A 20,565-nucleotide genomic window follows, 5' to 3' on the forward strand; every position below is an offset into this window, starting at 1 on the left:
CAGGCGGTGTCAGGCGCGGCGAAGCAAGCGTTGGCTGGCAAAGTTGCGCATGATATCCCACAAGTCCACGGGCGCACGCCCTCCGTGGATCAGGACATTGAAGGTGTAAGCCGCGGTCGCGCTCACCACCAGCATCTCGCCGCCGTCCTCGAGGATCAGCAGGAACTGGGCGAGCAGCGGCGCCTTGTAGTAGCTGACGACATGGACGACATCGACGCCCACGCCCAGACCGGCAAGCAAGAGAATGAGGACGGAGATATCGCGCGTCACGATGCGTGCATCCGGCCCGCCGCGCCAGTAGCCAAATCCGATCAACAACGCGGTCACGCCACCTACGAACGCGGCGAACAGCAGTTCGCCGATGTCATCGGGACGCAGTCCGAAAGCCACCGGCAACGAATACTGCGCGGCCAGCCATTTACCGAAGTGCTCATGGAACTGGAACGCATCGTCCATCAGCAAGAAAGTGAAGACCACGGCCACGCCGATGTAACTCACCTCGCGGGTGCGTCGGAACAGACCGACCATGCACAGCGCGACCCAGAATTGTTTGACGTATTGATAGGCCTCCGGCACGCCATTGTCGGCTTCCAGAGAAAACGGCCGGCCGCGCAACAGCCCGGTCTCGACATAAATCACGTGCAGCAGGATGAACGCCAGGTCGGCGGCCACCAGCATGATCAGCAGAGTACGTGCCGTGGCCAGCAGGGCCGGTTGTTTTTCTGGGGCAGCGAGAGCGTGCATGAAGCCGATCCGCGTGTGACACGTGTCAGCTTTTCACGATACACAGGCCCCACCCGCAAAGCCGGGCGTGGGTCACAAGGGCGGGCAATTACTCAGGGGTTGCCGAGCACGCGCTTGTAGACCAGCGCGTCTTCGCGACCGCCGGCGGCCTGGTAATAGGCTTTGCGCACGCCGACTTTGACGAAACCCAGCGACTCGTACAGCTTGATGGCGACCGGATTGGACGGCCGCACTTCGAGAAACACGTCCTGCATTTCGGCTTCCCTGGCACGGCTCAGCAGGAAGTCCATCAAGCGCCGGCCGACGCCGCCGCCACGCAGATCATTGCGGATACAGATGTTGAGAATGTGAGCTTCGCCGGCGCCGTAGGACATGATGCCGTAGCCAGCCACCTGCCCGTCGAACTCGACCACGCGGCACAGATAGCCCACGCGCACGCAATCGCGAAAGACCCCTTCGCTCCAGGGGAACAGGTACGAGGCGCGCTCGACCGTCACCACTGCGGGAACATCGACCAGCGTCATCGGCCGAAAGCGGACCGCTTGATACAGCGCGCTACGGTCGAGTTCGGCGCTCACGCCGTTGCCCCACTTTGCAACGTCTCGAAGGTACGCATGGCCAATAACAGATCGGCCCATGATTTACGCTTCTCCACCGGACTGCGTAACAGATAAGCCGGGTGGTAGGTAACCACCATCGGCCGGTTGGTTGCGATTCTATGCACGACGCCGCGCAGTTTGCCGATCGGCGTGTCGACATCGAGCAGCGTCTGCGCGGCAATGCGCCCGACGCACAGGATCAGTGCCGGATTCACCAGCTCGATCTGCCGATACAGATATGGAATGCAGGCGCGCACTTCTTCGGGTTTGGGATCGCGGTTGTTGGGCGGTCGCGATTTCAGGATGTTCGCAATGAAAACCTGCTCCCGTGCCAGGCCCACGGCCTTGAGCATGGAGTTGAGCAACTGGCCGGCGCGCCCCACGAACGGCTCGCCCTGGCGGTCTTCGTCCGCGCCGGGGGCTTCGCCAATGATCATCCAACGGGCGCTGCGATTGCCAACCCCGAAGACACCATTGGTACGTGTGGCGTGCAACGGGCACTTCGTGCAGGAAAGCACTGCGGTTGCAAGTTCGTCCCAGCCCAGCGTCGAGACCCCGGCATCGTCGCCGGGAACGACGACCTCGGGTCCGGGAACGACAATCCTGGGCTCGACGGCAGGTTCAGGCACGGCGCGCAGCGCTGGCGCCGATGCAACCGGAGCGGCGACCGCTGCCTCTTGCACAACCGCTGGGCGCGCGCTGCCGTCTCGACGTTCCCAGACGTCGATTTCGAGTGCCTTCAGGTAGGCAAGGCGGCGGGAATCCATGCGGGACGATGCGCTGTAGATGGTTATGGAGGAAGCTTACCGGCACCCGCCCCGCTAGACCATCGGCAATCGCATTCACCCACAACCCAAATCGCGATCCCTTAGGGAGGCGGCTTCGATTGACTTGGTCTCGCGAACAGGGGCGTCATCAAGTTCCGGGTAGTCGAAGCGTCCGGCTGAGGCTCTAACGCCTTAGGGGCCTTCCGCGACCCGCTTCTTGCGGGTCAGTTTGCGCCACAACCAGTGCAGTGGCGCGGACGCGGCGTACAGCCCGAACAGGGTGAACAGTGAGACCGGCGCCAGCGAGATGAGTACGTAAATCAATGGGATCAGCGCCGCGTACATCCACGGGATGCGGCCCCGCATGTTCAGCTCCTTGCCGCTCCAGTAGGAGAACTTGCTGACCATCAACGCGCCGCTACAGATCGTGATGCTGAACGCCAGCGCCAGCGCCCACAGCCCGGTGACTGGGAATTCGCTGACCAGCCAGATGAAGCTGGCGACAGTGGCCGCCGCGGACGGGCTCGGCAAACCCTCGAAGTAGCGCTTGTCGGCGGTAGCGGCGCGAGCATTGAAGCGCGCCAGGCGTAAGGCCGCGGCGACCGCAAAGAAGAAGCAGGCGAGCCAGCCGAACCGGCCCCAGAACTTGCCGTAGCCGTAGATGCGCTCGATGCCCCACTGGTACACGACGATCGCCGGCGCGAGGCCGAAGGCGACCATGTCGCAAAGGCTGTCGTACTCCTTGCCGAAGTCGCTCTGGGTATTGGTCCAGCGGGCGACGCGGCCATCCAGGCCGTCGGCAATCATGGCCACGAAGATGGCGATGCCTGCGTTGGAGAAATTGCCGTCGATGGCGGCCACGATGGCGTAGAAGCCGCCGAACAGCGTGCCGGTGGTGAACAGATTGGGCAACCAATACACGCCGCGGCTCGGCTGCCGGGTCTCGGCCGGCTGCTCAACGTCGCTACTGTGATATTCGGCGCTCATGTGTTTCGGGCAGTCCTGTTGAGGCGAGTCCGTCAGGGCGGTCCTGCGGACATCCTGTCCAGCGCCGCTCCTTAGGAACGGCGGATGCTGGATGAATGTGCCGACACGCGCCAGGTTCCGCCTTGCCCCCCATCGGGGCACAGGATGGCCGGTGTGACGCGCTCGATCTATCGCTGTTTGCGCGCATGATATTGTGCGGCCCGCAATGCGCACAACATACACGGTCGAAGAGTGATTGCACTGCGCTGCCTGTTGCCGACACTGCTGAGCCTGCTTGCCCTGCCCGCGCTGGCCGATCGGCAGCAGGATCCTGCGCTCGGCAGATTCCTGCAGAACACCCTGGCCGAAAGCCCCTGTTTCGAAGATGAATTCGAAAAGAAGGTGTGGCGGGCGGCGATGGAGCCGAAGCTGCTCAAGGTGGTCAAGGACGACACCGAGCGCGACGAAATCCTGCATCACGTGTTCTGCGAAGCCCGCCGTCTGCAGTTACCGCCCGGCCTGGTGATGGCCGTCATCGACGTCGAAAGCCGCTTCGATCGCTGGGCCGTGTCCTCGGCGGGCGCCGTCGGCCTGATGCAGGTGATGCCGTTCTGGCCCAATCAGCTCGGCATGACCAACCAGGAGCTGGTGCGCATCCCGCAGAACGTGCGCATGGGCTGCACCATCCTGAAGTTCTACCTGGATCGGGAAAAGGGCGACTACACCAAGGCGCTGGCGCGCTACAACGGCAGCGTCGGGCGTCGCAACTACTCCGACCTGGTGCTCGTAAGACTGGCCAACCGCTGGCAATACAACTGAAAATTTCAGCGCTGGGCGAAGCCCACCGGCAGGTCCTCGAGATCCTCGAGCACCAGTTCCTGAACTTCCACGAGCTTCACTTCCGAGGCGGGCGAGCCGCGCCAGAGCCAGTCGAGCAGTCCTTGCACGGACTGCGGCTCACCGACTGCCAACACTTCCACCCGCCCGTCGGGCAGATTGCGGGCATAGCCAGCGCAGCCCAGCTCGGTAGCTTTCTGACGCGTGGAGGCGCGATAGAACACGCCTTGAACCCGGCCGGAAACGAAGCAACGACGTGCGATGAGAGTCGACATCGCGAAATGATAACCGCTCAGATCAGCTGGAGCCGCGGTCGTCGGCAGTGCGGGTGGAGCTGAGCGCTTCGGCGGCCTTGCCGCGGGCGGCGATCGCATCCCGGCGGGCTTGTTTGTAAGCGCGCTTCTGCAGGTTGTCTTCCGCGCTGTTCAACAAGGTCTCGGCTTCGATCAGGGAAGGGGGCGCAGCGGTCGACGGACCGGTGGCATCGCGTGCCGCCTTGATGGCCTGGCGAGCGTTGCTCATCTCCTGGACTGGAGCGCCGGCGCAGCCAGACACGCCCACGCTTAGGCCCATGCCGAGCATGAGTAACGCCAAACAACGAAGGAATGACTGACTTACCATGGCGATTTTTGCAATCGACCGTAGCAATCACAATCTACACCGTCAAGGAGCACCTGAATACAATGCACGCGCCTCGACTGTGCGCCTCGCGTTGCATTCCACCCACATGACGCGTGCAGCGAAGGCCTTTCGGAGCAATCGCGCGCATGGCTGAAATTCTGGTGCTGTTTTATTCACGCAAAGGCATGACGGCCGAGCTGGCTCGGCAAGTGTGCCGGGGCATCGAGTCCGTGCCCGGCGCAAAGGCTAAATTGCGCACAGTTCCGCAAGTCACCACGGTGATCGAGCAACTGGAGCCGGCGGTGCCGAGCGAAGGTCCGCCATTCGCGACGCACGAAGATCTGCGCGAATGTGACGGTTTGGTGTTAGGCAGCCCGACACGGTTCGGCAACATGGCCGCGCCCCTGAAGTACTTTCTGGACGGCACCAGCGCGTTGTGGGCCAGTGGCGCGCTCGCCAACAAACCGGCCGCTGTGTTTACTTCCACGCAGACCATGCATGGCGGCCAGGAAACAACGCTGCTCAGCATGATGATGCCGTTGATCCATCACGGCATGTATATCGTCGGCCTGCCTTACACTGAACCGGCGCTCACGCACACTCGCTCCGGCGGCTCGCCATACGGCGCGAGTCATGTCGCCGGCCTCACTCCGGGTAAGCTCACCGACGACGAACGTTTGTTGGCGGCACTGCTCGGCAAGCGAGTCGCCGAGCTCGCGGTTCGTTTGTCCCCGGAACGTTGAGCGCACCCTCTTGAGCAATGAAACCCTGATCGCGCGGGCGCGCATCGTGGTCGTTTCGACCATCGGCATCCTGATCGCGTCGCTGGTCGCCTGGCGAGTGCAGAGCGGATTTTCCGTCGGCGACGGCGTGCTGATCGTGGTACTGACACTGCCTTTGTTGATCGCACTGCCGCGCCTGTTGGCGGGCCATCGGCGAACCTACGCCTGGATGTCGCTGGCCGTGACGCCATTTCTGATCGTGGCGATCACCGAAGCGGTCGCCAATCCCGCCGGGCGCCTCTGGGCCGGCCTGTGCCTGGTGGTGGCGTTCCTGTTGTTTGTTTTGCTGATCGCCTATCTGCGCCTGACACGCGGGCACAATTAAAGCGCGAGGCGACGTTCGAGCACTTCTTTCACGAAGCGCACGGTCAGACGGCGTTGTGCCACCAGTGACGCCGCGTCGAGCTCATCGAGTACGGCATAGAGATGAGTCATGTCGCGGGGCAGCCGTCGCAACATGAACTGCGCGGTCTCATCGGGTAATTCCAGACCGCGCAGCTGCGCCCGCAATCGCAACGCTGCGATCTGTTCCGGCTCATCCAGAGGCTGCAGTGTCAGCACCAGCCCGCCATTCAGTCGCGAGCCCAGATCGCGCAGCTTGAACGGCAGCGCGGCCGGCGGCGCCGTACCTGCGACGAGCAACTTCCCGCCCCGCTCGTCCAGCTCGACGTGCAAGCGAAACAAAGCCCGTTCCCATTGCTCGCGCCCGGCGAGCACTTGCGCATCGTCGAGACAAACAATGGCAAGCTCACCGAAACCGGCCAGCAGCTCTTCGCCGAGCTCGATCACTTCCGGCAGCGGCAAATAAGCGGCGGTCTGCCCTTCGCGAGTCGCGCGAGCACAGACAGCCTGCAACAGATGAGTCTTCCCGGTGCCGGGCGCGCCATGAAGCCATGTGCACGTGGGAGCGCGCGATCGCTCGCCTCCCGGCAATGCCAGCAGCGCATCGACGGCCAGCCGATTGCGGCCGGCGTAATAGCTCTCGAATACCGAGCTGTCCGGCAATCGCACGCCTAACGACAACTGCGTCGACTGAATCATCAAGTGAGCCCGCGTTGCTGACGACTGGCATCGATTGCCTTGCGCGACCACGTGACGACGTAATCGATACCACTCACCACCGTCGTCACGAACACCAGTGCCCCAAGAATCATCAACGCAATGTCGGGCTGCCACTCACCCGCTCGCGCCGCGACCGCCAGCAGCAAATACAGAATCTGGCACAGCGTGTTGATCTTGCTGATGACGGTCGGATTGCCATGCGGATAGCCGTACAGCGCGTTGTAACCGATCGCGCCCGCGGTGATCGTCACATCGCGCAGCACGGCCGTCGCGGCCAGCCACACCGGCACGATGTCGAGCACTGCGAGGATGATGAACACGCTCACCAGCAAAATCTTGTCGGCGAGCGGATCGAGCACCTTGCCCAGCTCCGACATCCAGCCGCAGCGCTTGGCGAGAAAGCCGTCGAGTCCGTCGGTGAACCCGGCGAACGCGAACACCAGCAATGTGAGCTTGTACTCGCCGGCGTTCAGCAGCCAGGCGATGGGCACGACCAGCAGCATGCGCAAAATGCACAATGCATTGGGAATGTGCCGCATGGCGAACGCCTACTTTTTAGGAATGGTTCAGGGGCGATACCGGAACGACAGCCGCGCACCCGTCGGTGCGGCGCCATCGTCTTGCGCTACCAGTCGGCTGTCGAGCGCGATCGCACGACGCAGTGTGGCCGCGTCGCCGCGCACGGCGAGCTTGAAGCGCATTGTATCGCCGGACACTTGTTCCAAGGCGACGGCGCGCACCAGCGTCATGCCTTCCAGATAATTCAGCGTGCTCGCGTACGCGTCGAGATCGCCGATTCCGGACACCTCGACGACCACATTGCCCAGCGAGGAGCCCGACGCGGCGAACATCCGGGCGAACGTGTCGGCCGCCAGATGAATGCCGTCCTCCATGCCGCCACTGGCCTGCGCCGAACCCTCGCTCGACAGCAACGTCCAGCGCACCGCCGCGCCTTGCGAACGGCCGAGCAAGGCCGCGTTGGCGCCATAACGCTCGGCTTCCTGAAGCGCGCTGGTCTCGTCGAAGCCTTGCGGCGGCACGGCCGGCCACTTCAACGGCAGGCCCCGCTCGCGAGCGACCTTTTCCAGGCTGTCCTTCAGCGCATTCGGCTGATCGCCGCTGATCCAGTAGCTGTAGCCGCTGGGATCGATCACGTTCAACAGCACCAGGGTCGCGGGACGTTCGCGCCCCCAGATCGGCAGGCCCGCGTCCTGGAGCAGCCGGTCCACCGAAACGCTGTCGAAGCCCACCTGCAGCACGTTATCCGCGGTGTAGCCGAAGCGTTGGACATATTTGCGGGGGTCGCTCAGCGCCGCGCCGAGCCGCGCCGGCGCCTCACGCTGACCACTGACGCGCACCACCACCGTCTTCAATGCGTCGACGAAAGCAGCGTCGCGCGCGTTGTTCAGCACGGGCTGGTCGGTTTCGTACAGGTCCCCAAGCGTCACCGCGCCCACGGGCAAAGCGGCCGCCAGCAGCGCCCATGCCGTGCACAACGACAGCCAGCGAATCAACGCTTTTGTCCTACTCATCTCTCGGAAGCCCATCCTTTACAAAGTCCACCCTGAACGGCGAGGTCCCAACGCCGAGCAACGGCGTGTAAAATAACACACCCCCTATCCACCCCCGCGGCACCCGCCCGTCATCAACGATCGACTGATCCAACCATGCAACCCTCCGAGCCGATCACCTACAAAGACGCTGGCGTCGATATCGAAGCCGGCGATGAACTCGTCGAGCGCATCAAGCCGGCGGTCAAGCGCTCGATGCGACCCGAGGTGCTGGGCGGCCTGGGCGGATTCGGCGCGCTGTTCGAGATTCCGCTGGACCGCTACAAGAAGCCGGTGCTGGTATCGGGCACCGACGGCGTCGGCACCAAGCTGCGCCTGGCCATCGAGACCGGCCGGCATGCCACGATCGGCATCGATCTGGTCGCGATGTGCGTCAACGACGTCGTCGTGCAAGGCGCCGAGCCACTGTTCTTCCTCGATTACTACGCCACCGGCAAGCTCAGCGTCGAAGTCGCCGAGACCGTAATCAAGGGCATCGTCGAGGGCTGCATTCAGGCGGGCGCCGCCCTGATCGGTGGCGAAACGGCGGAAATGCCCGGCATGTACGCCGACGGCGACTACGACCTCGCCGGCTTTTGCGTCGGCATCGTCGAGAAGGACGGCATCATCGATGGCCGCAGCACGCGCCCCGGCGACGTAATCATCGGCCTGCCCTCCTCGGGCCCGCATTCCAACGGCTATTCGCTGATCCGCAAGCTGATCAAGACCAGCAAGGCCACCCCGGCCACCAAGATCGACGGCGGCCTGCTGTACGACGCGCTGCTCGCGCCGACGCGCATCTACGTGAAGCCGTTGCTCGCGTTGGCGAAGACCGTGCCGGTCCGCAGCTTTGCGCACATCACCGGCGGCGGGCTCACCGAGAACATTCCTCGCGTGATTCCGAGCGGATTGGAAGTGATGCTGAGCTCGCAAACGTGGCAGCAGCCCGCGGTGTTCAGCTGGCTGCAAAAGGCCGGCAGCATTCCAGCAGCCGAGATGTATCGCACGTTCAACTGCGGCATCGGCATGACGGTGTGCGTCGCCGCTGAACATTGCGACAAAGCGATGCGCTCGCTTGCTGAACACGGCGAGACGCCGATCGTCATTGGCGAAGTGCGCCGTGGCGACGGCGGCGTAGTCATTCGCAGCTGACGCACTCAGGAATGACGTCCGTCGCCGGCGGTCCACCGCAAACCAAACTTCCGATCGTCATCTTGATCTCGGGTCGCGGCAGTAACATGCACGCGATCGCGGAACGGGCGGCGAGCGGTGAGCTGCCCGTCGAAGTCCGCGCGGTGATCAGCGACAAGGCCGAAGCCGCCGGCCTCGCCACGGCCGCGGCAATGGATATTCCCACTCGCTCGCTGGCAGCGCGCGAGTTTGCGGATCGGCCGAGCTATGACCAGGCGCTGGCAGCGCTGGTGCAGAGCTTCGAGCCCAAGCTGGTCGTACTGGCGGGCTTCATGCGCATCCTCAGCCCCGGCTTCATCGCCGCGTTTGCCGATCGCATCCTCAACATTCATCCATCGCTACTGCCTTTGTACCGAGGCCTGCACACCCATCGGCGCGCGCTCGAGGCCGGCGACAGCTTGCATGGCTGCAGTGTGCACTTCGTCACAGAGGAACTTGATGGAGGGCCGCTCGTTATTCAATCGCAGGTGAAAGTCCTGCCCGGTGACAGCGAAAGCAGCCTTTCAGCGCGAGTTCAGCAGCAGGAACACAGGATCTATTCGCAGGCCATCGACTGGTTTGCCCGCGGTCGCCTGCAGTTGCGCGAACAGCGGGCCTGGCTCGATGGCCAACCGCTGGCAGCTCCGGTAATCCAGCCGCTGGCCGATTGAGCGATCGAGGTGACGAATGCGACGACTGGTTCGAGTGACCACGTTTCTATTCGCGACGCTGCTGCTGGCAACCGCAGCGAAGTCCGACGTCATTCTTCCCAAGCCTTTTACCGCGGTCTATGAAGTCAGCTATCGCGGCATGCGCGCCGGCCTGCTGACGCTCAAGCTGTCGCGGGATGATGCGACCGGTCGTTATACGTATCAAACAACCGCCGATCCTTCCATGCTCGCGCGCTTCTTCGTCAGCAGCGCGGCAATGGAGCGCACCGTCATGGAGATCGGCCCCGACGGGGTGCGGCCCCTCGAATGGCAATTCGACGATGGCAAGTCCAGCACCGCGAAGGACGGTCACCTCAAATTCGACTGGGCCCGCAATGTCGCCACCGGCGAGATCGAAGGCGAGAAGATCGAACTGCCGCTGGAGCCCGGCCTGCAGGATCGGCTCTCCATTCAAGTCGACGTGGTCACTTCCCTGCTGCGCGGCGAACAACCCGGCACCATTCCGCTGATCGATGACAACCGCGTCAAACGCTATAACTATGTGAAGAAAGAAACAACGTCGATCGACACCAAGCTTGGCAAACTCGACGCCGTCGTTTACGAAAGCACCCGCGAGGGCTCGGATCGCCAGTCCCGCTTCTGGATGATCCCCAGCATGGAATACGTCGCGGCCCGGGCCGAGCAGATCCGCAAAGGCAAGGTCGAGACGGTGATGGTGCTGCAGTCGGTCAAATGACCGGCGCCGTTATCATTTGATAACGATTCGATAATCAAGAATCCCCGCTCTATCGCAACCGGGCCGCCCACCGCCGGGATTCGACCACAAGCGCCGATTCGCACGGCGGAACTTGTTTATTTTCCACCCATTGCTCAGGCACGTCGCCCTTTGGAGACCTGCCATGGCCACAGTAGTTCACGAGCATCTGGACGTCATTCCTGTTTCGGGCTTCAAGATTTCCTGGGGCGGCATCTGGGCAGGCATGCTCACCGTGCTGGGCACGTTGCTGGTGCTGACGACGCTGGGTGTCGCGGTCGGCGTCTCGGCCGTCAATCCCGGACAAACTCAGGCCGGCACATTCGGCACGGGCGCGGCCATCTGGAGCGGCATCTCTCTATTGATCGCCCTGTTCGTAGGCGGAATGGCCGCGACGCGACTGGGCATGGTCTTCGACCGAGCCGCCGGTGCATTCGAAGGTGCCCTGGTGTGGGTACTGAGCATGCTGGTGGTGTTATGGCTGGCCAGCAGTGGCGTACAACTGCTGGCGAGCGGCATCTCCAGTCTGTTCGGCGGTATCGGCCAGACCGTCGGCGCATCGCTTTCCAATATGGAGAATCTGTCTACCGGCGATGTGCAGCAGATACTGAACCGCCTGAACGATCCGCAGACCGCTCAGACCATCGCAGCAGCCACCGGTATGTCCGAGCAGGAAGTACGCGCGCAATTGAGCGACGTATCACGACGCGTTGAGGCCGTGCGCGACAATCCGCAACAAGCAGCGGCGCAAGTCCGGCAAGGCACCGCGCAGTTGATGGACCGGGCCCGTGCACAACTGCCCGCCATGGCAGAGCGAGCCCAGGCAGGAGCGACCAAGGCGGCGTGGATCACCTTCGTCGCGCTGATCGTGTCGCTGGCCGCAGCAATTGCCGGTGCAATGCTGGGTCGCAAGCGGGTGGTCAATGCTCTGGCGCACTCGGATGTCCCTTCCGAGATCTTCGCCGGCCAGGAACGTAGCGGCGATCGCGTCAGGCCCGAAACAGGCAGGCCGCTACGTTGAACCCCTGACGTGGTTCAGGCGCGGGGCAGTGTCACGCCTTGCTGGCCCTGATACTTGCCCCCGCGATCCTTGTATGAAGTCTCGCAGACTTCATCGGACTCGAGGAACAGCATCTGCGCGACGCCTTCATTAGCGTAGATTTTCGCGGGCAGCGTAGTGGTGTTGGAGAACTCGAGAGTCACGTGACCTTCCCACTCGGGCTCCAGCGGCGTGACGTTCACGATGATGCCGCAGCGCGCGTAGGTGGACTTGCCGAGGCAGATCGTCAGCACGTTGCGCGGGATGCGGAAATACTCGACGGTGCGGGCCAGTGCGAACGAGTTCGGCGGGATGATGCAAACATCCGAAGTCACATCGACGAAGCTCTTCGAATCGAAGTTCTTCGGATCGACGATGGTCGAATTGATGTTGGTGAAGATCTTGAATTCATTCGCGCAGCGCACGTCGTAGCCGTAGCTGGACGTGCCGTATGAAATGATCTTGCCGTGGCTGGCGGTGCGCACCTGCCCCGCTTCGAACGGCTCGATCATGCCCTCGGCCGCCATGCGACGAATCCAGCGATCAGACTTGATGCTCATGTTTTTGAAATGACCAATGACTAAGGATTGATGACTGGCGCCGAGGCGCGGCTCAAGTATCTTCGGTCGAAATGTTCGGAAACGCCGCGGTGGGCTGCAGGCCGGCAACGACCAGACGAGCCGCCGTGCGCCGCGCCAGATCGATGTAAGCACGCCCGATCTTGCTTTCCGGCTCGCTTACCACCGTGGGACGACCACCGTCGACCTGTTCGCGAATCCGAATGTCGAGCGGCAGCTCGCCCAACAGCTCGACGCCATATTGTTCGGCCATGCGGCGCCCGCCGCCGGCGCCAAAGATATGTTCTTCGAAGCCGCAGTTCGAGCACACATGGGTGCTCATGTTCTCGACCACGCCCAACACCGGCACCTCGACTTTCTCAAACATCCGCAATCCCTTGCGGGCGTCGAGCAGCGCGATGTCCTGCGGCGTGGTCACGATCACCGCGCCACTCACAGGCACGCGCTGAGACAGCGTGAGCTGCGTATCGCCCGTGCCCGGCGGCATGTCGACGATCAGATAGTCCAGCTCGCCCCAGCGAGTGGTTTCGAGCAGCTGCACGAGCGCCTGCGTGACCATGGGTCCGCGCCACACCATCGGCTGCTCCACATCCACCAGGAACCCGATGGACATGACCTTGATGCCGTAGGCCTCGGGCGCGAACATGGTTTTCTGGTCCGGGCTGGTGGGCTTTTCCTGGCTCAGGCCCATCATTTGCGGCTGACTCGGCCCGTAGATGTCGGCATCGAGCAAGCCGACCGCGGCGCCGTCATGTGCCAGACCGAGCGCCAGGTTCACCGCGGTCGTGGACTTGCCCACGCCGCCCTTGCCCGAGGCCACCGCGATGATGTTCCGGATCCCCTGAACGGGCTTCAGATTCTTCTGCACGGAGTGCGAAGCAACGCGCCAGCCGACATTGACCTGCAGCTGCTTCAGCCAGCTGAGCGAGCGGGCGCGACGCTCCAACTCGGCGGCAAGCTCGGTACCATAGCGGCCGGCGGGAAAGCCCAGCTCGACACTGACGACCGCGTCGCCATTGCTGACCTGGACGGTCTTAAGGGTATCGGCACGCTCCAGCGTCAGGCCGAGATAGGGGTCGACATAGGCGCCCAGTAGCTGGCGCAGCTCGGATTCGTGCACAGTAGTTTCGGAGCTCATCGAAATAGCCGTTCAGGACGCTGCCGGCGGGCCGCGGATTGTAGCGGATTTGGCCAAAAAGGCCGTGGGGATCCTGGAGGGGAAATGCCTGACCTGAACTTGATCCATGTTAGCCGTGGCATAATGCGCGGCAATATGCACGCGCACGGCAGCGGCGCCACTAAGAAACGGATACCAGACCCTCGATGAGTTTTTTTTCCGATCTCAGAGCCGAGCGCCTGATCGCCGAGATCCGCGGGATTGGGGACCCGCTGCATCCGGACTCGCAAAAAGCGCTACAAAAGCTCATCAAGATCGGCCCGGGCGCGATTCCCAAGATCCTCGACGCGCTGGCCGTGGCCGATCGCAAGGAAACCGCCGTCTACATCGATACGCTGACCCAGCTGATCGACAACAAGAGCTTTCCCATCCTCGCCCAGGGCATGGCCGAAGGCAGCCCGCGCACCGTCGCCGCGATCGGCCAGGCGCTGTCCGCCAGCCGCAATTACAGCGCCGCCCTGCTGATCGAGCTGCTCGGGCGGGACGACATGCCCAAGCCGACCATTCTCGAGGTGATCGCAGGCCAGAAGGGCCGCTTCACCGTGCGCGACCTGCTGCAGCACGCCTACAGTCAGGAAGCGAACGAAAAGGCCGCGCTGTTCAAGATCGTCGGCGAGCTGGCCGACGACAGCTCGTTGCCCGAGCTGATCAGCCGCATCGAAGGCAAAGACTCGACCGCCCGCATCCACATCATCAACATCCTGGCCCGCTTCAACCGGCCGGAGGTGTCGCAGGCCATTCAGACCCAGCTGCGCGACCCGAATAAGATGATTCGGCAAGCCGCGCTGAATGCGCTGTCGAAGATGGACGGCCCGCTGCACATCGGACCGATCTGCGCGCTGCTGCGTGACCCGGACCTGGAAGTCGCCAACCGCGCCATCGACGTGGTGGTGCGCGCCAAGGACCCGGACACGATGAAATATCTCATCGAGGTCCTCAAGGACGAGAACGAGTACGCCCGCCGCGCCGGCGTGGAAGTGCTGAACCATCTTGGCACCGCCAACGACATCAAACATCTGCTGCAAGTCATCAAGGATGACGACTGGTGGGTGCGCACCCGCGCCGCCGATGCGCTCGGCAAGATCGGCGGCCCGCGCGTCGTCGACGCCGTCATCGAGCTGATTCGCGACGAAGACGAAGACGTGCGCCGTGCCGCCATCGAGATCCTGAATCAGACCAAGGACGAGCGCGCCATCAACTTCCTGATCGAAGCCACCAAGGACAAGGACTGGTGGGTCAGCGAACGCGCCGTCGATGCGCTCGCGGAAATCGGCAGCAAGAAGGCCGTGCCCGCGCTGATGGATCTGCTGAAAACAGACAACACTCGCTCCCTGCCAACCGTGGCGCGAGCGCTCGGCAAGCTGGGCGATACGCGCGTCATCGAGTCGCTCGTGCATCTGCTGGATCGGCCGGAGAAAGAGATCAAGGTCGAAGCCATCAACGCCCTCGCCCGTCTCGCGGACGACAAGCGCGCCGATGCAGTACGCAGCTACATTCAAGCTGCGGGCTCCAATACCAGCGATCCGACCATCGAGCACGCCGCGATTCGCGCGATCGAAGACATCGACCTGCGCTACTCGAGCACCGCCGTCGCTGCCGCCATCAAGGCCGGTCGCACCGGCTCCGAGCCGGCGCGTGGCGCCGGCCGAACCATGGGCGCAGAACCGGCGCGCACGCTGCTGATCGATCGCGGCGACGTCGATCAGGTCATCAAGAAGGCCGAAGAGGCGGCGGCGGCCACCGCCAAGCTCGACATCGGCACGCTCAAGCCGGGCGATGTGGTCGAAGGCCGCTACAAGTTCATCGAGAAGATCGGCAAGGGCGCTTTCGGTACCGTGCTGTTGATGGAAGACACGGTGGTCGAGGAGCGGCTGATCCTGAAGTTCCTGAACCCGAACGTGGCGCAGGACGAAGAGATGATGAAGCGCTTCGTGCACGAGCTGCGCTACTCGCGCAAGATCACGCACAAGAACGTCATCCGCATTTATGACTTCCTGTACATGCGCGGCAACTACGCCATCTCCATGGAGTATTTCCCGTCGCACACGCTGGGCAGCGAAATCGTCAACGAGAAACCGTTGCCGCTGCCGCGCGCGATCCAGTACGGCATCGATATCTGCACCGGCATGACCGTCGCGCACCACGCCGGCATCGTGCACCGTGACTTGAAGCCTGCGAACATCCTCATCAATAACGAGGGGCTGCTCAAGATCGTGGACTTCGGCGTGGCCGCTGCGCAGAAGGAAGGCGACACGCAGCTCACCAAGACCGGTTACGTGATCGGCTCGCCCAAATACATGGCGCCCGAGCAGATCCTCGGCAAGAAGGTGGACGACCGTGCCGATATCTACAGCGTCGGCGTGATCCTGTACGAGATGGTTACGGGTGTGCCGCCCTACAGCCGCGGCGACCACATGTCGGTCATGTACCAGCACGTGCAAGGCAAGGCGAAATCGGCCATCGAGGTGAACCCGCAGCTGCCGCCGCCGCTCTCCGACCTGGTCAGCAAGGCCATGGCGGTGGACAAGACCAAGCGCTTCCAGAGCATGGACGAGCTGCGCATCGCGCTGGAAAAAGCGCTGGCCTGAGCGGTGCGCCGGCGCGCCCCTGCCCGGCGGCATCGGTAGCGGGCGACGGATTTTTGACGGTACGGCGGCACCTGGCAGTGCCATTGATCGCCCGTCCTCCCCCGTTGGTCGCAATCTGAGTAGCGGCGACCCGCCTTTACACGGTAGGCTCCTGCCCGCCACGGACCTCAAGTTCTTTGCATGGCCCGAATAGACGCCTTTCTCAAGCTCGGCACCGATCAAGGGTGTTCCGACATCCACTTCGCGGTCGGCCTGCCGCCCATGTTGCGAATGCATGGCGATCTGCTGCCGATCAAATTCCGCGACCTGAGCCAGGCCGAGCTGGAAGGCTACATCGTCGAGATCATGAATCGCGGCCACCAGGAGCAGCTGCGCCGAGGCCACGACGTTGACTTCTCCTACGTCGCCGCCAACGGCGGGCGTTTCCGCGTCAACGTGTTCCGCAAGGAAACGGGCGTCGGCGCCACGTTCCGCGCCATTCCGTCCGACGTGCCGACCATCGACCGGCTGTCGCTGCCGCCCATCGTCAAGAAGCTGTGCGACAACCACCAGGGCATGATCCTGGTCACCGGCTCTACAGGTACGGGCAAGTCGACCACGCTCGCGGCCATGATCGATTACCTCAACTCGACGCGCCGGCTGAACATCATCAGCCTGGAAGACCCGATCGAGTTCGTGCACAAGAGCAAACAGAGCCAGGTCATCCAGCGCGAGCTGAACACGCACCTGCCGTCGTTCTCCGAAGGCGTGCGCGCGGCCATGCGCGAAGACCCCGACGTGATCCTGGTCGGCGAGTTGCGCGATGCCGATACGATTCGCTGGGCCATGACCGCCGCCGAAACCGGCCACCTGGTGCTCGGCACGCTGCACACGACCGGTGCGGTGAAGACCATCGACCGCGTCGTCGACGCGTTGCCCGCCGACGAGCGCGAACAGACCAAGGCGTTCCTTGCCAACAGCCTGATCGCCGTCGTCACGCAGGTGCTGGTGAAGACCGCCGATCAACGCGGCCGCAAGGCCATCTGCGAGATCATGGTCGTCACCCGCGCGATCGGTAAGCTGATCCAGACCGATCAGACCCACCAGATCCCCTCGCAGCTGCAGATGGGCAAGGATCTGGGCATGCAGATGCTCGATCAGTCGCTGCTGGCCAATGTGCAGGCCAAGGAAATCGATCCCGACGACGCCTACGTGTACGCGAACGACAAGAAGCTGTTCGCGCGCTTCGTCACCGATACCAGCGTATTGCCCAAGCTCGACCTGGCCCCCGGCTGATTATGAGTACTGAAGCTAGCCAAGCCGCAGCAGCGGGCGCGACGCAGAGCACATACGTGCCGCGTAAGATCGACGAGTTCCTCAAGGAAGTGCTGAGCAAGAACGGCTCGGACCTGCACTTCATCGCCGGCGATCCGCCGCGCATTCGTTTGTATGGCGAGCTGCACAACCTGCGGCCCGAGCCGCTGGCAGCACAGTTCGTGGAAGAAACATTGCGCGAGATCATGCCGCGCGCCGCGCAGATGCGCCTGGAAGAAAAGCATGGCGCCGACTTCGCGTACATTATTCCTGGTGTCTCGCGCTTCCGCGTCAACGTCATGCGCCATTTGTATGGTTTGGGCTGCGTGTGCCGCGCCATTCCTTCCAAAGCCCTGACGCTGGATCAGCTCGGTGTGCCGGATGCGATCCGCAACCTGTGCAAAGTGAACAACGGCCTGATCCTGGTGACCGGCAAGACCGGCTCCGGCAAGTCGACCACGCTGGCCGCGATGATCGACGACATGAACGCGCGCTTGAAAGGCCACATCCTCACCATCGAGGATCCGATCGAGTTCGTACATCAGCGCAAGAACTGCCTGGTGAGTCAGCGCGAGATCGGCACGCACAGCCCGTCGTTCTCCGAGGCGCTGCACTCCGCGCTGCGTGAAGATCCCGACGTGATCCTGGTCGGCGAGTTGCGCGACTACGAAACCATGAGCATCGCGGTCACCGCGGCCGAGATGGGCATTCTGGTGATGGGCACCTTGCACACCAACGGCGCCGCGCCCACAGTGGATCGCATCGTGAACGCCTTCCCGGCGGATAAGCAGTCGCACGTACGAGCGATGCTCTCGACCTCCTTGCGAGGCGTGATCTCGCAGCAGCTGATTCCCAGGGCCGGCAAGCCGGGCCGCGTCGCCGCCCACGAAATCCTGGTGAACACCCCGGCCGTGGCCAACCTGATCCGCCAGGGCAAGCTCGACCAGCTCGAGAACGCCATGCAGAGCGGCGCCGCCTTCGGCATGCGCCTGATGGACAGCGCCATTCAGGATTTGTTGGACAAGGCCATCATCAGCGGCAAGCACGCCTACCAGAAGGCCATCAACAAGGCGAAGTTCGAGCAGTTCAAGGACGTGGGCTGAGGCAAGCAGCGCCCGGGTGCGGGGATTTCCTCTGAGGGTTCGCTACCAATTGGTATTCGCTACCAATCGGCATTGAATACCCAAAGTCAGGCATAATTTCAGTCCTTTGCCGCCGCCTCCCGCGCCTAAATGACTGCCGCACCTCGTAATTATTTCGTCACGACCGCCCTGCCGTACGCCAATGGACCGTTCCACATCGGTCATATCATGGAGTACATCCAGGCCGACATCTGGGTGCGGTTCCAGCGCTTGCAGGGGCACAAGGTCCACTGGATGGGCGCGGACGACGCGCATGGCGCCCCCATCATGCTCAAGGCCGAAGCCGAAGGCATCACGCCGGAGGAACTGGTCGGGCGCATCGCCGCCGGCCGGCCGCGCTCGCTGAATGGCTTCCTGCTGAGCTTCGATCACTGGCACTCGACGCATTCGCCCGAGAACACCGAGCTGTCGCAGGAGATCTACCGCGCACTCAAGGCCAACGATCTGATCTATGACAAGCCGGTGGAGCAGTTCTTCGATCCGGTCAAGAACATGTTCCTCGCCGATCGTTACATCAAAGGCGAGTGCCCGAACTGTCATGCCCAGGATCAGTACGGCGACGCCTGCGAGAACTGCAGCTCGGTGTATGCGCCCACCGATCTGATCAATCCGTACTCGACCCTGTCCGGCGCCAAGCCGGTGCGCAAGAGCTCGGATCATTTCTTTTTCAAGCTGTCCGACCCGCGCTGCGTCGAGTTCCTCACGCAGTGGACCAAACGGTTGCAGCCGTCGGTCGCGAACAAAGCCGGCGAGTGGCTCAGCGGCAAGGGCGATCAGGAACTGGGCGATTGGGACATCTCCCGCGACGCGCCCTACTTCGGCATTCCGATTCCCGACGCACCGGGCAAATATTTTTATGTGTGGCTGGATGCGCCGGTCGGCTATCTCGCGTCGTTGAAGAACTACTTCACGACCGGTAAAGCGCAAGCCAACGGTGAGTCGCGCACTTTCGAGCAGTTCATCGCTGCGGATGACGTGCAGCAGATTCATTTCATCGGCAAGGACATCATCTACTTCCACACGCTGTTCTGGCCGGCGATGCTGAAATTCGCAAGCCGCAAGATTCCGGACAACGTGTACGTGCACGGCTTCATCACCGTGTCCGGCCTGAAGATGTCGAAATCTCGCGGCACCGGCCTGAGCCCGGTCCGTTATCTCGACCTCGGCATGAATCCCGAGTGGCTGCGCTATTACCTCGCCGCCAAGCTCAATGCGAACGTCGAAGACATCGACTTCAACCCCGATGACTTCGTGGCGCGCGTGAACTCGGACCTGGTCGGCAAGTACGTCAACATCGCCAGCCGCTGCGCCGGATTCATCACCAAACGTTTTGGCGGCAAGCTCAGCGCGCTCGATCCAGCTGCTCAACAGCTGCAGCAGGACTTCGTCAGCGACGCCGACTGCTGGAATCGTATCGGCGAGCTGTATGAAGGCCGCGAATTCGGCAAGGCGATGCGCGAGATCGGCACGTTGCTGGATCGCGTGAATCAATACATCGACTCGGCCAAGCCGTGGGAACTGGCGAAGGTCGCGGGCGAAGAGCAGCGACTGCATCAGGTCTGCTCCACTGCGCTCAATTTCTTCTGGTACCTCACTGTGCTGCTGGCGCCGGTGCTGCCGGAAACTGCCCGCAAGGTGCAGGGTTTCCTGCGGCTGAGCGATGCACAGATGCTCTGGGGCCAACACCAGTGGCTGCCGGCGGGTCACGAGATCGGCACCTACGAACATCTGCTCCAGCGCGTCGATGCGAAACAACTGGTCGCGCTGTTCGATACCGGCGAGCCGGAAGTGAAGCCGACTGCCAAGGCCACGACGGTCGCTTCGACCACTCCGGCCAAACCGGCCGAGACAAAGGCGTCCGCCGACGAACCGGTGGGCGAAATCGGCATCGAAGATTTCGCCAAGATCGATCTGCGGATTGCCAAGGTCGTGGCGGCCGAAAGCGTCGAGGGATCGGACAAGTTGCTGAAGCTCACGCTGGACGTGGGCGACAGCCAGCGTACGGTGTTCTCCGGCATTCGCTCGGCGTATGCGCCCGAGCAACTGGTCGGCCGCTTTACGCTGGTCCTGGTGAACCTGAAGCCGCGCAAGATGCGCTTCGGCACTTCCGAGGGAATGGTGTTGGCCGCAGGCCCAGGCGGCAAAGATATCTTCCTGCTCTCGCCCGACTCCGGCGCGACCGCAGGCATGAAGGTGAAATAGCACCGCGGCGGCACCGCTCAAAC

22 protein-coding genes are annotated in these 20,565 nt (G+C 62.9%); 11 read left to right on the forward strand and 11 right to left on the reverse strand.

What is annotated here, in order from left to right:
* Window positions 1-9: 9 nt before the first annotated feature.
* The 4 genes from D0550_RS08200 to pssA all read right to left on the reverse strand — a co-directional run bounded on the left by D0550_RS08200 (window position 10) and on the right by pssA (window position 3,097).
* Window positions 10-744, reverse strand: coding sequence for a hypothetical protein (locus D0550_RS08200; RefSeq protein ID WP_116808622.1), 735 nt, complete (start codon window positions 742-744; stop codon window positions 10-12).
* Window positions 745-836: 92 nt separating this feature from the next.
* Entirely contained in the window at window positions 837-1,322 is a 486-nt protein-coding gene (gene rimI / locus D0550_RS08205; RefSeq protein WP_206606159.1) for a ribosomal protein S18-alanine N-acetyltransferase, read from the reverse strand.
* Window positions 1,319-2,110, reverse strand: a complete 792-nt coding sequence (locus tag D0550_RS08210; protein WP_116808623.1) for a uracil-DNA glycosylase — start codon at window positions 2,108-2,110, stop codon at window positions 1,319-1,321. The genes rimI and D0550_RS08210 overlap by 4 nt, the downstream gene beginning before the upstream one ends.
* A 192-nt stretch (window positions 2,111-2,302) precedes the next feature.
* Window positions 2,303-3,097 (reverse strand): CDP-diacylglycerol--serine O-phosphatidyltransferase, encoded by a 795-nt coding sequence (gene pssA / locus D0550_RS08215; protein ID WP_116808624.1) that lies wholly within the window; start codon window positions 3,095-3,097, stop codon window positions 2,303-2,305.
* Window positions 3,098-3,328: 231 nt separating this feature from the next.
* Here pssA and D0550_RS08220 point away from each other — a divergent pair, with 231 nt between their 5' ends.
* Window positions 3,329-3,895: a transglycosylase SLT domain-containing protein gene (locus D0550_RS08220; protein ID WP_116808625.1), complete on the forward strand. Its 567-nt coding sequence runs from the start codon at window positions 3,329-3,331 to the stop codon at window positions 3,893-3,895.
* A 5-nt stretch (window positions 3,896-3,900) separates the two neighbouring features.
* Here D0550_RS08220 and D0550_RS08225 read toward each other — a convergent pair whose 3' ends face one another.
* Together D0550_RS08225 and D0550_RS08230 are read right to left on the reverse strand one after the other, a co-directional pair.
* Entirely contained in the window at window positions 3,901-4,188 is a 288-nt protein-coding gene (locus D0550_RS08225; protein WP_116808626.1) for an acylphosphatase, read from the reverse strand.
* 22 nt (window positions 4,189-4,210) lie between these two features.
* Window positions 4,211-4,435: a DUF4398 domain-containing protein gene (locus D0550_RS08230; RefSeq protein ID WP_161965704.1), complete on the reverse strand. Its 225-nt coding sequence runs from the start codon at window positions 4,433-4,435 to the stop codon at window positions 4,211-4,213.
* A 245-nt stretch (window positions 4,436-4,680) separates the two neighbouring features.
* Between D0550_RS08230 and wrbA the strand changes: the two genes are divergently transcribed.
* Together wrbA and D0550_RS08240 are read left to right on the forward strand one after the other, a co-directional pair.
* Window positions 4,681-5,277 carry an NAD(P)H:quinone oxidoreductase gene (gene wrbA / locus D0550_RS08235; RefSeq protein ID WP_116808628.1) on the forward strand — a complete coding sequence of 199 codons (597 nt, stop codon included), beginning with the start codon at window positions 4,681-4,683 and terminating at the stop codon, window positions 5,275-5,277.
* A gap of 10 nt (window positions 5,278-5,287) precedes the next feature.
* Window positions 5,288-5,641, forward strand: coding sequence for a DUF2069 domain-containing protein (locus tag D0550_RS08240; RefSeq protein ID WP_161965705.1), 354 nt, complete (start codon window positions 5,288-5,290; stop codon window positions 5,639-5,641).
* Here the strand turns inward: D0550_RS08240 and hda are convergent.
* Genes hda through D0550_RS08255 form a run of 3 tightly spaced genes read right to left on the reverse strand, consistent with a single transcriptional unit; the run spans window position 5,638 to window position 7,910 of the window.
* The gene (hda, locus tag D0550_RS08245; protein WP_116808630.1) at window positions 5,638-6,357 is read right to left on the reverse strand and encodes a DnaA regulatory inactivator Hda; all 720 of its coding nucleotides are present in this window, start codon (window positions 6,355-6,357) and stop codon (window positions 5,638-5,640) included. The two genes, D0550_RS08240 and hda, sit on opposite strands and share 4 nt — an antisense overlap.
* Complete coding sequence (locus D0550_RS08250) at window positions 6,357-6,917, reverse strand: CDP-alcohol phosphatidyltransferase family protein (protein WP_116808631.1); 561 nt, start codon at window positions 6,915-6,917, stop codon at window positions 6,357-6,359. Before D0550_RS08250 ends, hda begins: the two co-directional genes overlap by 1 nt.
* A gap of 27 nt (window positions 6,918-6,944) precedes the next feature.
* Window positions 6,945-7,910, reverse strand: a complete 966-nt coding sequence (locus D0550_RS08255) for a DUF2066 domain-containing protein (protein ID WP_161965706.1) — start codon at window positions 7,908-7,910, stop codon at window positions 6,945-6,947.
* A 135-nt stretch (window positions 7,911-8,045) separates the two neighbouring features.
* Between D0550_RS08255 and purM the strand changes: the two genes are divergently transcribed.
* The 4 genes from purM (at window position 8,046) to D0550_RS08275 (ending at window position 11,544) form a co-directional block, all read left to right on the forward strand.
* Window positions 8,046-9,080 carry a phosphoribosylformylglycinamidine cyclo-ligase gene (purM, locus tag D0550_RS08260; RefSeq protein ID WP_116808633.1) on the forward strand — a complete coding sequence of 345 codons (1,035 nt, stop codon included), beginning with the start codon at window positions 8,046-8,048 and terminating at the stop codon, window positions 9,078-9,080.
* 11 nt (window positions 9,081-9,091) lie between these two features.
* Entirely contained in the window at window positions 9,092-9,769 is a 678-nt protein-coding gene (gene purN, locus D0550_RS08265) for a phosphoribosylglycinamide formyltransferase (protein WP_116808634.1), read from the forward strand.
* A 16-nt stretch (window positions 9,770-9,785) separates the two neighbouring features.
* Entirely contained in the window at window positions 9,786-10,505 is a 720-nt protein-coding gene (locus D0550_RS08270; protein WP_116808635.1) for a DUF3108 domain-containing protein, read from the forward strand.
* A gap of 163 nt (window positions 10,506-10,668) precedes the next feature.
* A complete protein-coding gene (locus D0550_RS08275) occupies window positions 10,669-11,544 on the forward strand; it encodes a hypothetical protein (RefSeq protein ID WP_116808636.1) in 876 nt (291 codons plus the stop codon).
* A gap of 14 nt (window positions 11,545-11,558) precedes the next feature.
* On the opposite strand, the gene dcd is transcribed toward D0550_RS08275, so the two are convergent.
* Both dcd and apbC read right to left on the reverse strand, forming a co-directional pair.
* Window positions 11,559-12,122, reverse strand: coding sequence for a dCTP deaminase (gene dcd, locus D0550_RS08280; protein WP_116808637.1), 564 nt, complete (start codon window positions 12,120-12,122; stop codon window positions 11,559-11,561).
* Between the two features lie 52 nt (window positions 12,123-12,174).
* On the reverse strand, window positions 12,175-13,278 hold the full coding sequence (gene apbC / locus D0550_RS08285; RefSeq protein WP_116808638.1) for an iron-sulfur cluster carrier protein ApbC: 1,104 nt from the start codon (window positions 13,276-13,278) through the stop codon (window positions 12,175-12,177).
* A gap of 185 nt (window positions 13,279-13,463) precedes the next feature.
* On the opposite strand from apbC, the gene D0550_RS08290 reads away from it, so the two are divergent.
* The 4 genes from D0550_RS08290 (at window position 13,464) to metG (ending at window position 20,542) form a co-directional block, all read left to right on the forward strand.
* Window positions 13,464-15,905 (forward strand): HEAT repeat domain-containing protein, encoded by a 2,442-nt coding sequence (locus D0550_RS08290; RefSeq protein WP_116808639.1) that lies wholly within the window; start codon window positions 13,464-13,466, stop codon window positions 15,903-15,905.
* Window positions 15,906-16,085: 180 nt separating this feature from the next.
* On the forward strand, window positions 16,086-17,180 hold the full coding sequence (locus D0550_RS08295; RefSeq protein ID WP_116808640.1) for a type IV pilus twitching motility protein PilT: 1,095 nt from the start codon (window positions 16,086-16,088) through the stop codon (window positions 17,178-17,180).
* A 2-nt stretch (window positions 17,181-17,182) separates the two neighbouring features.
* Window positions 17,183-18,301 carry a type IV pilus twitching motility protein PilT gene (locus D0550_RS08300; protein ID WP_116808641.1) on the forward strand — a complete coding sequence of 373 codons (1,119 nt, stop codon included), beginning with the start codon at window positions 17,183-17,185 and terminating at the stop codon, window positions 18,299-18,301.
* 129 nt (window positions 18,302-18,430) lie between these two features.
* Window positions 18,431-20,542, forward strand: coding sequence for a methionine--tRNA ligase (metG, locus tag D0550_RS08305; RefSeq protein WP_116808642.1), 2,112 nt, complete (start codon window positions 18,431-18,433; stop codon window positions 20,540-20,542).
* Window positions 20,543-20,565: the final 23 nt, after the last annotated feature.

This window comes from Steroidobacter cummioxidans (assembly GCF_003104955.1).

What these genes read in the sequence shown, in the direction of transcription:
- D0550_RS08210 (WP_116808623.1), bottom strand. Translation starts at nt 2,110, where the DNA reads ATGGATTCCCGCCGCCTTGCCTACCTGAAGGCACTCGAAATCGACGTC.
- purN (WP_116808634.1), top strand. Translation starts at nt 9,092, where the DNA reads ATGACGTCCGTCGCCGGCGGTCCACCGCAAACCAAACTTCCGATCGTC.
- apbC (WP_116808638.1), bottom strand. Translation starts at nt 13,278, where the DNA reads ATGAGCTCCGAAACTACTGTGCACGAATCCGAGCTGCGCCAGCTACTG.
- metG (WP_116808642.1), top strand. Translation starts at nt 18,431, where the DNA reads ATGACTGCCGCACCTCGTAATTATTTCGTCACGACCGCCCTGCCGTAC.
- pssA (WP_116808624.1), bottom strand. Translation starts at nt 3,097, where the DNA reads ATGAGCGCCGAATATCACAGTAGCGACGTTGAGCAGCCGGCCGAGACC.
- D0550_RS08275 (WP_116808636.1), top strand. Translation starts at nt 10,669, where the DNA reads ATGGCCACAGTAGTTCACGAGCATCTGGACGTCATTCCTGTTTCGGGC.
- purM (WP_116808633.1), top strand. Translation starts at nt 8,046, where the DNA reads ATGCAACCCTCCGAGCCGATCACCTACAAAGACGCTGGCGTCGATATC.
- D0550_RS08270 (WP_116808635.1), top strand. Translation starts at nt 9,786, where the DNA reads ATGCGACGACTGGTTCGAGTGACCACGTTTCTATTCGCGACGCTGCTG.
- D0550_RS08255 (WP_161965706.1), bottom strand. Translation starts at nt 7,910, where the DNA reads ATGAGTAGGACAAAAGCGTTGATTCGCTGGCTGTCGTTGTGCACGGCA.
- D0550_RS08225 (WP_116808626.1), bottom strand. Translation starts at nt 4,188, where the DNA reads ATGTCGACTCTCATCGCACGTCGTTGCTTCGTTTCCGGCCGGGTTCAA.
- hda (WP_116808630.1), bottom strand. Translation starts at nt 6,357, where the DNA reads ATGATTCAGTCGACGCAGTTGTCGTTAGGCGTGCGATTGCCGGACAGC.
- wrbA (WP_116808628.1), top strand. Translation starts at nt 4,681, where the DNA reads ATGGCTGAAATTCTGGTGCTGTTTTATTCACGCAAAGGCATGACGGCC.
- D0550_RS08295 (WP_116808640.1), top strand. Translation starts at nt 16,086, where the DNA reads ATGGCCCGAATAGACGCCTTTCTCAAGCTCGGCACCGATCAAGGGTGT.
- D0550_RS08200 (WP_116808622.1), bottom strand. Translation starts at nt 744, where the DNA reads ATGCACGCTCTCGCTGCCCCAGAAAAACAACCGGCCCTGCTGGCCACG.
- dcd (WP_116808637.1), bottom strand. Translation starts at nt 12,122, where the DNA reads ATGAGCATCAAGTCTGATCGCTGGATTCGTCGCATGGCGGCCGAGGGC.
- D0550_RS08230 (WP_161965704.1), bottom strand. Translation starts at nt 4,435, where the DNA reads ATGAGCAACGCTCGCCAGGCCATCAAGGCGGCACGCGATGCCACCGGT.
- D0550_RS08300 (WP_116808641.1), top strand. Translation starts at nt 17,183, where the DNA reads ATGAGTACTGAAGCTAGCCAAGCCGCAGCAGCGGGCGCGACGCAGAGC.
- D0550_RS08250 (WP_116808631.1), bottom strand. Translation starts at nt 6,917, where the DNA reads ATGCGGCACATTCCCAATGCATTGTGCATTTTGCGCATGCTGCTGGTC.
- D0550_RS08290 (WP_116808639.1), top strand. Translation starts at nt 13,464, where the DNA reads ATGAGTTTTTTTTCCGATCTCAGAGCCGAGCGCCTGATCGCCGAGATC.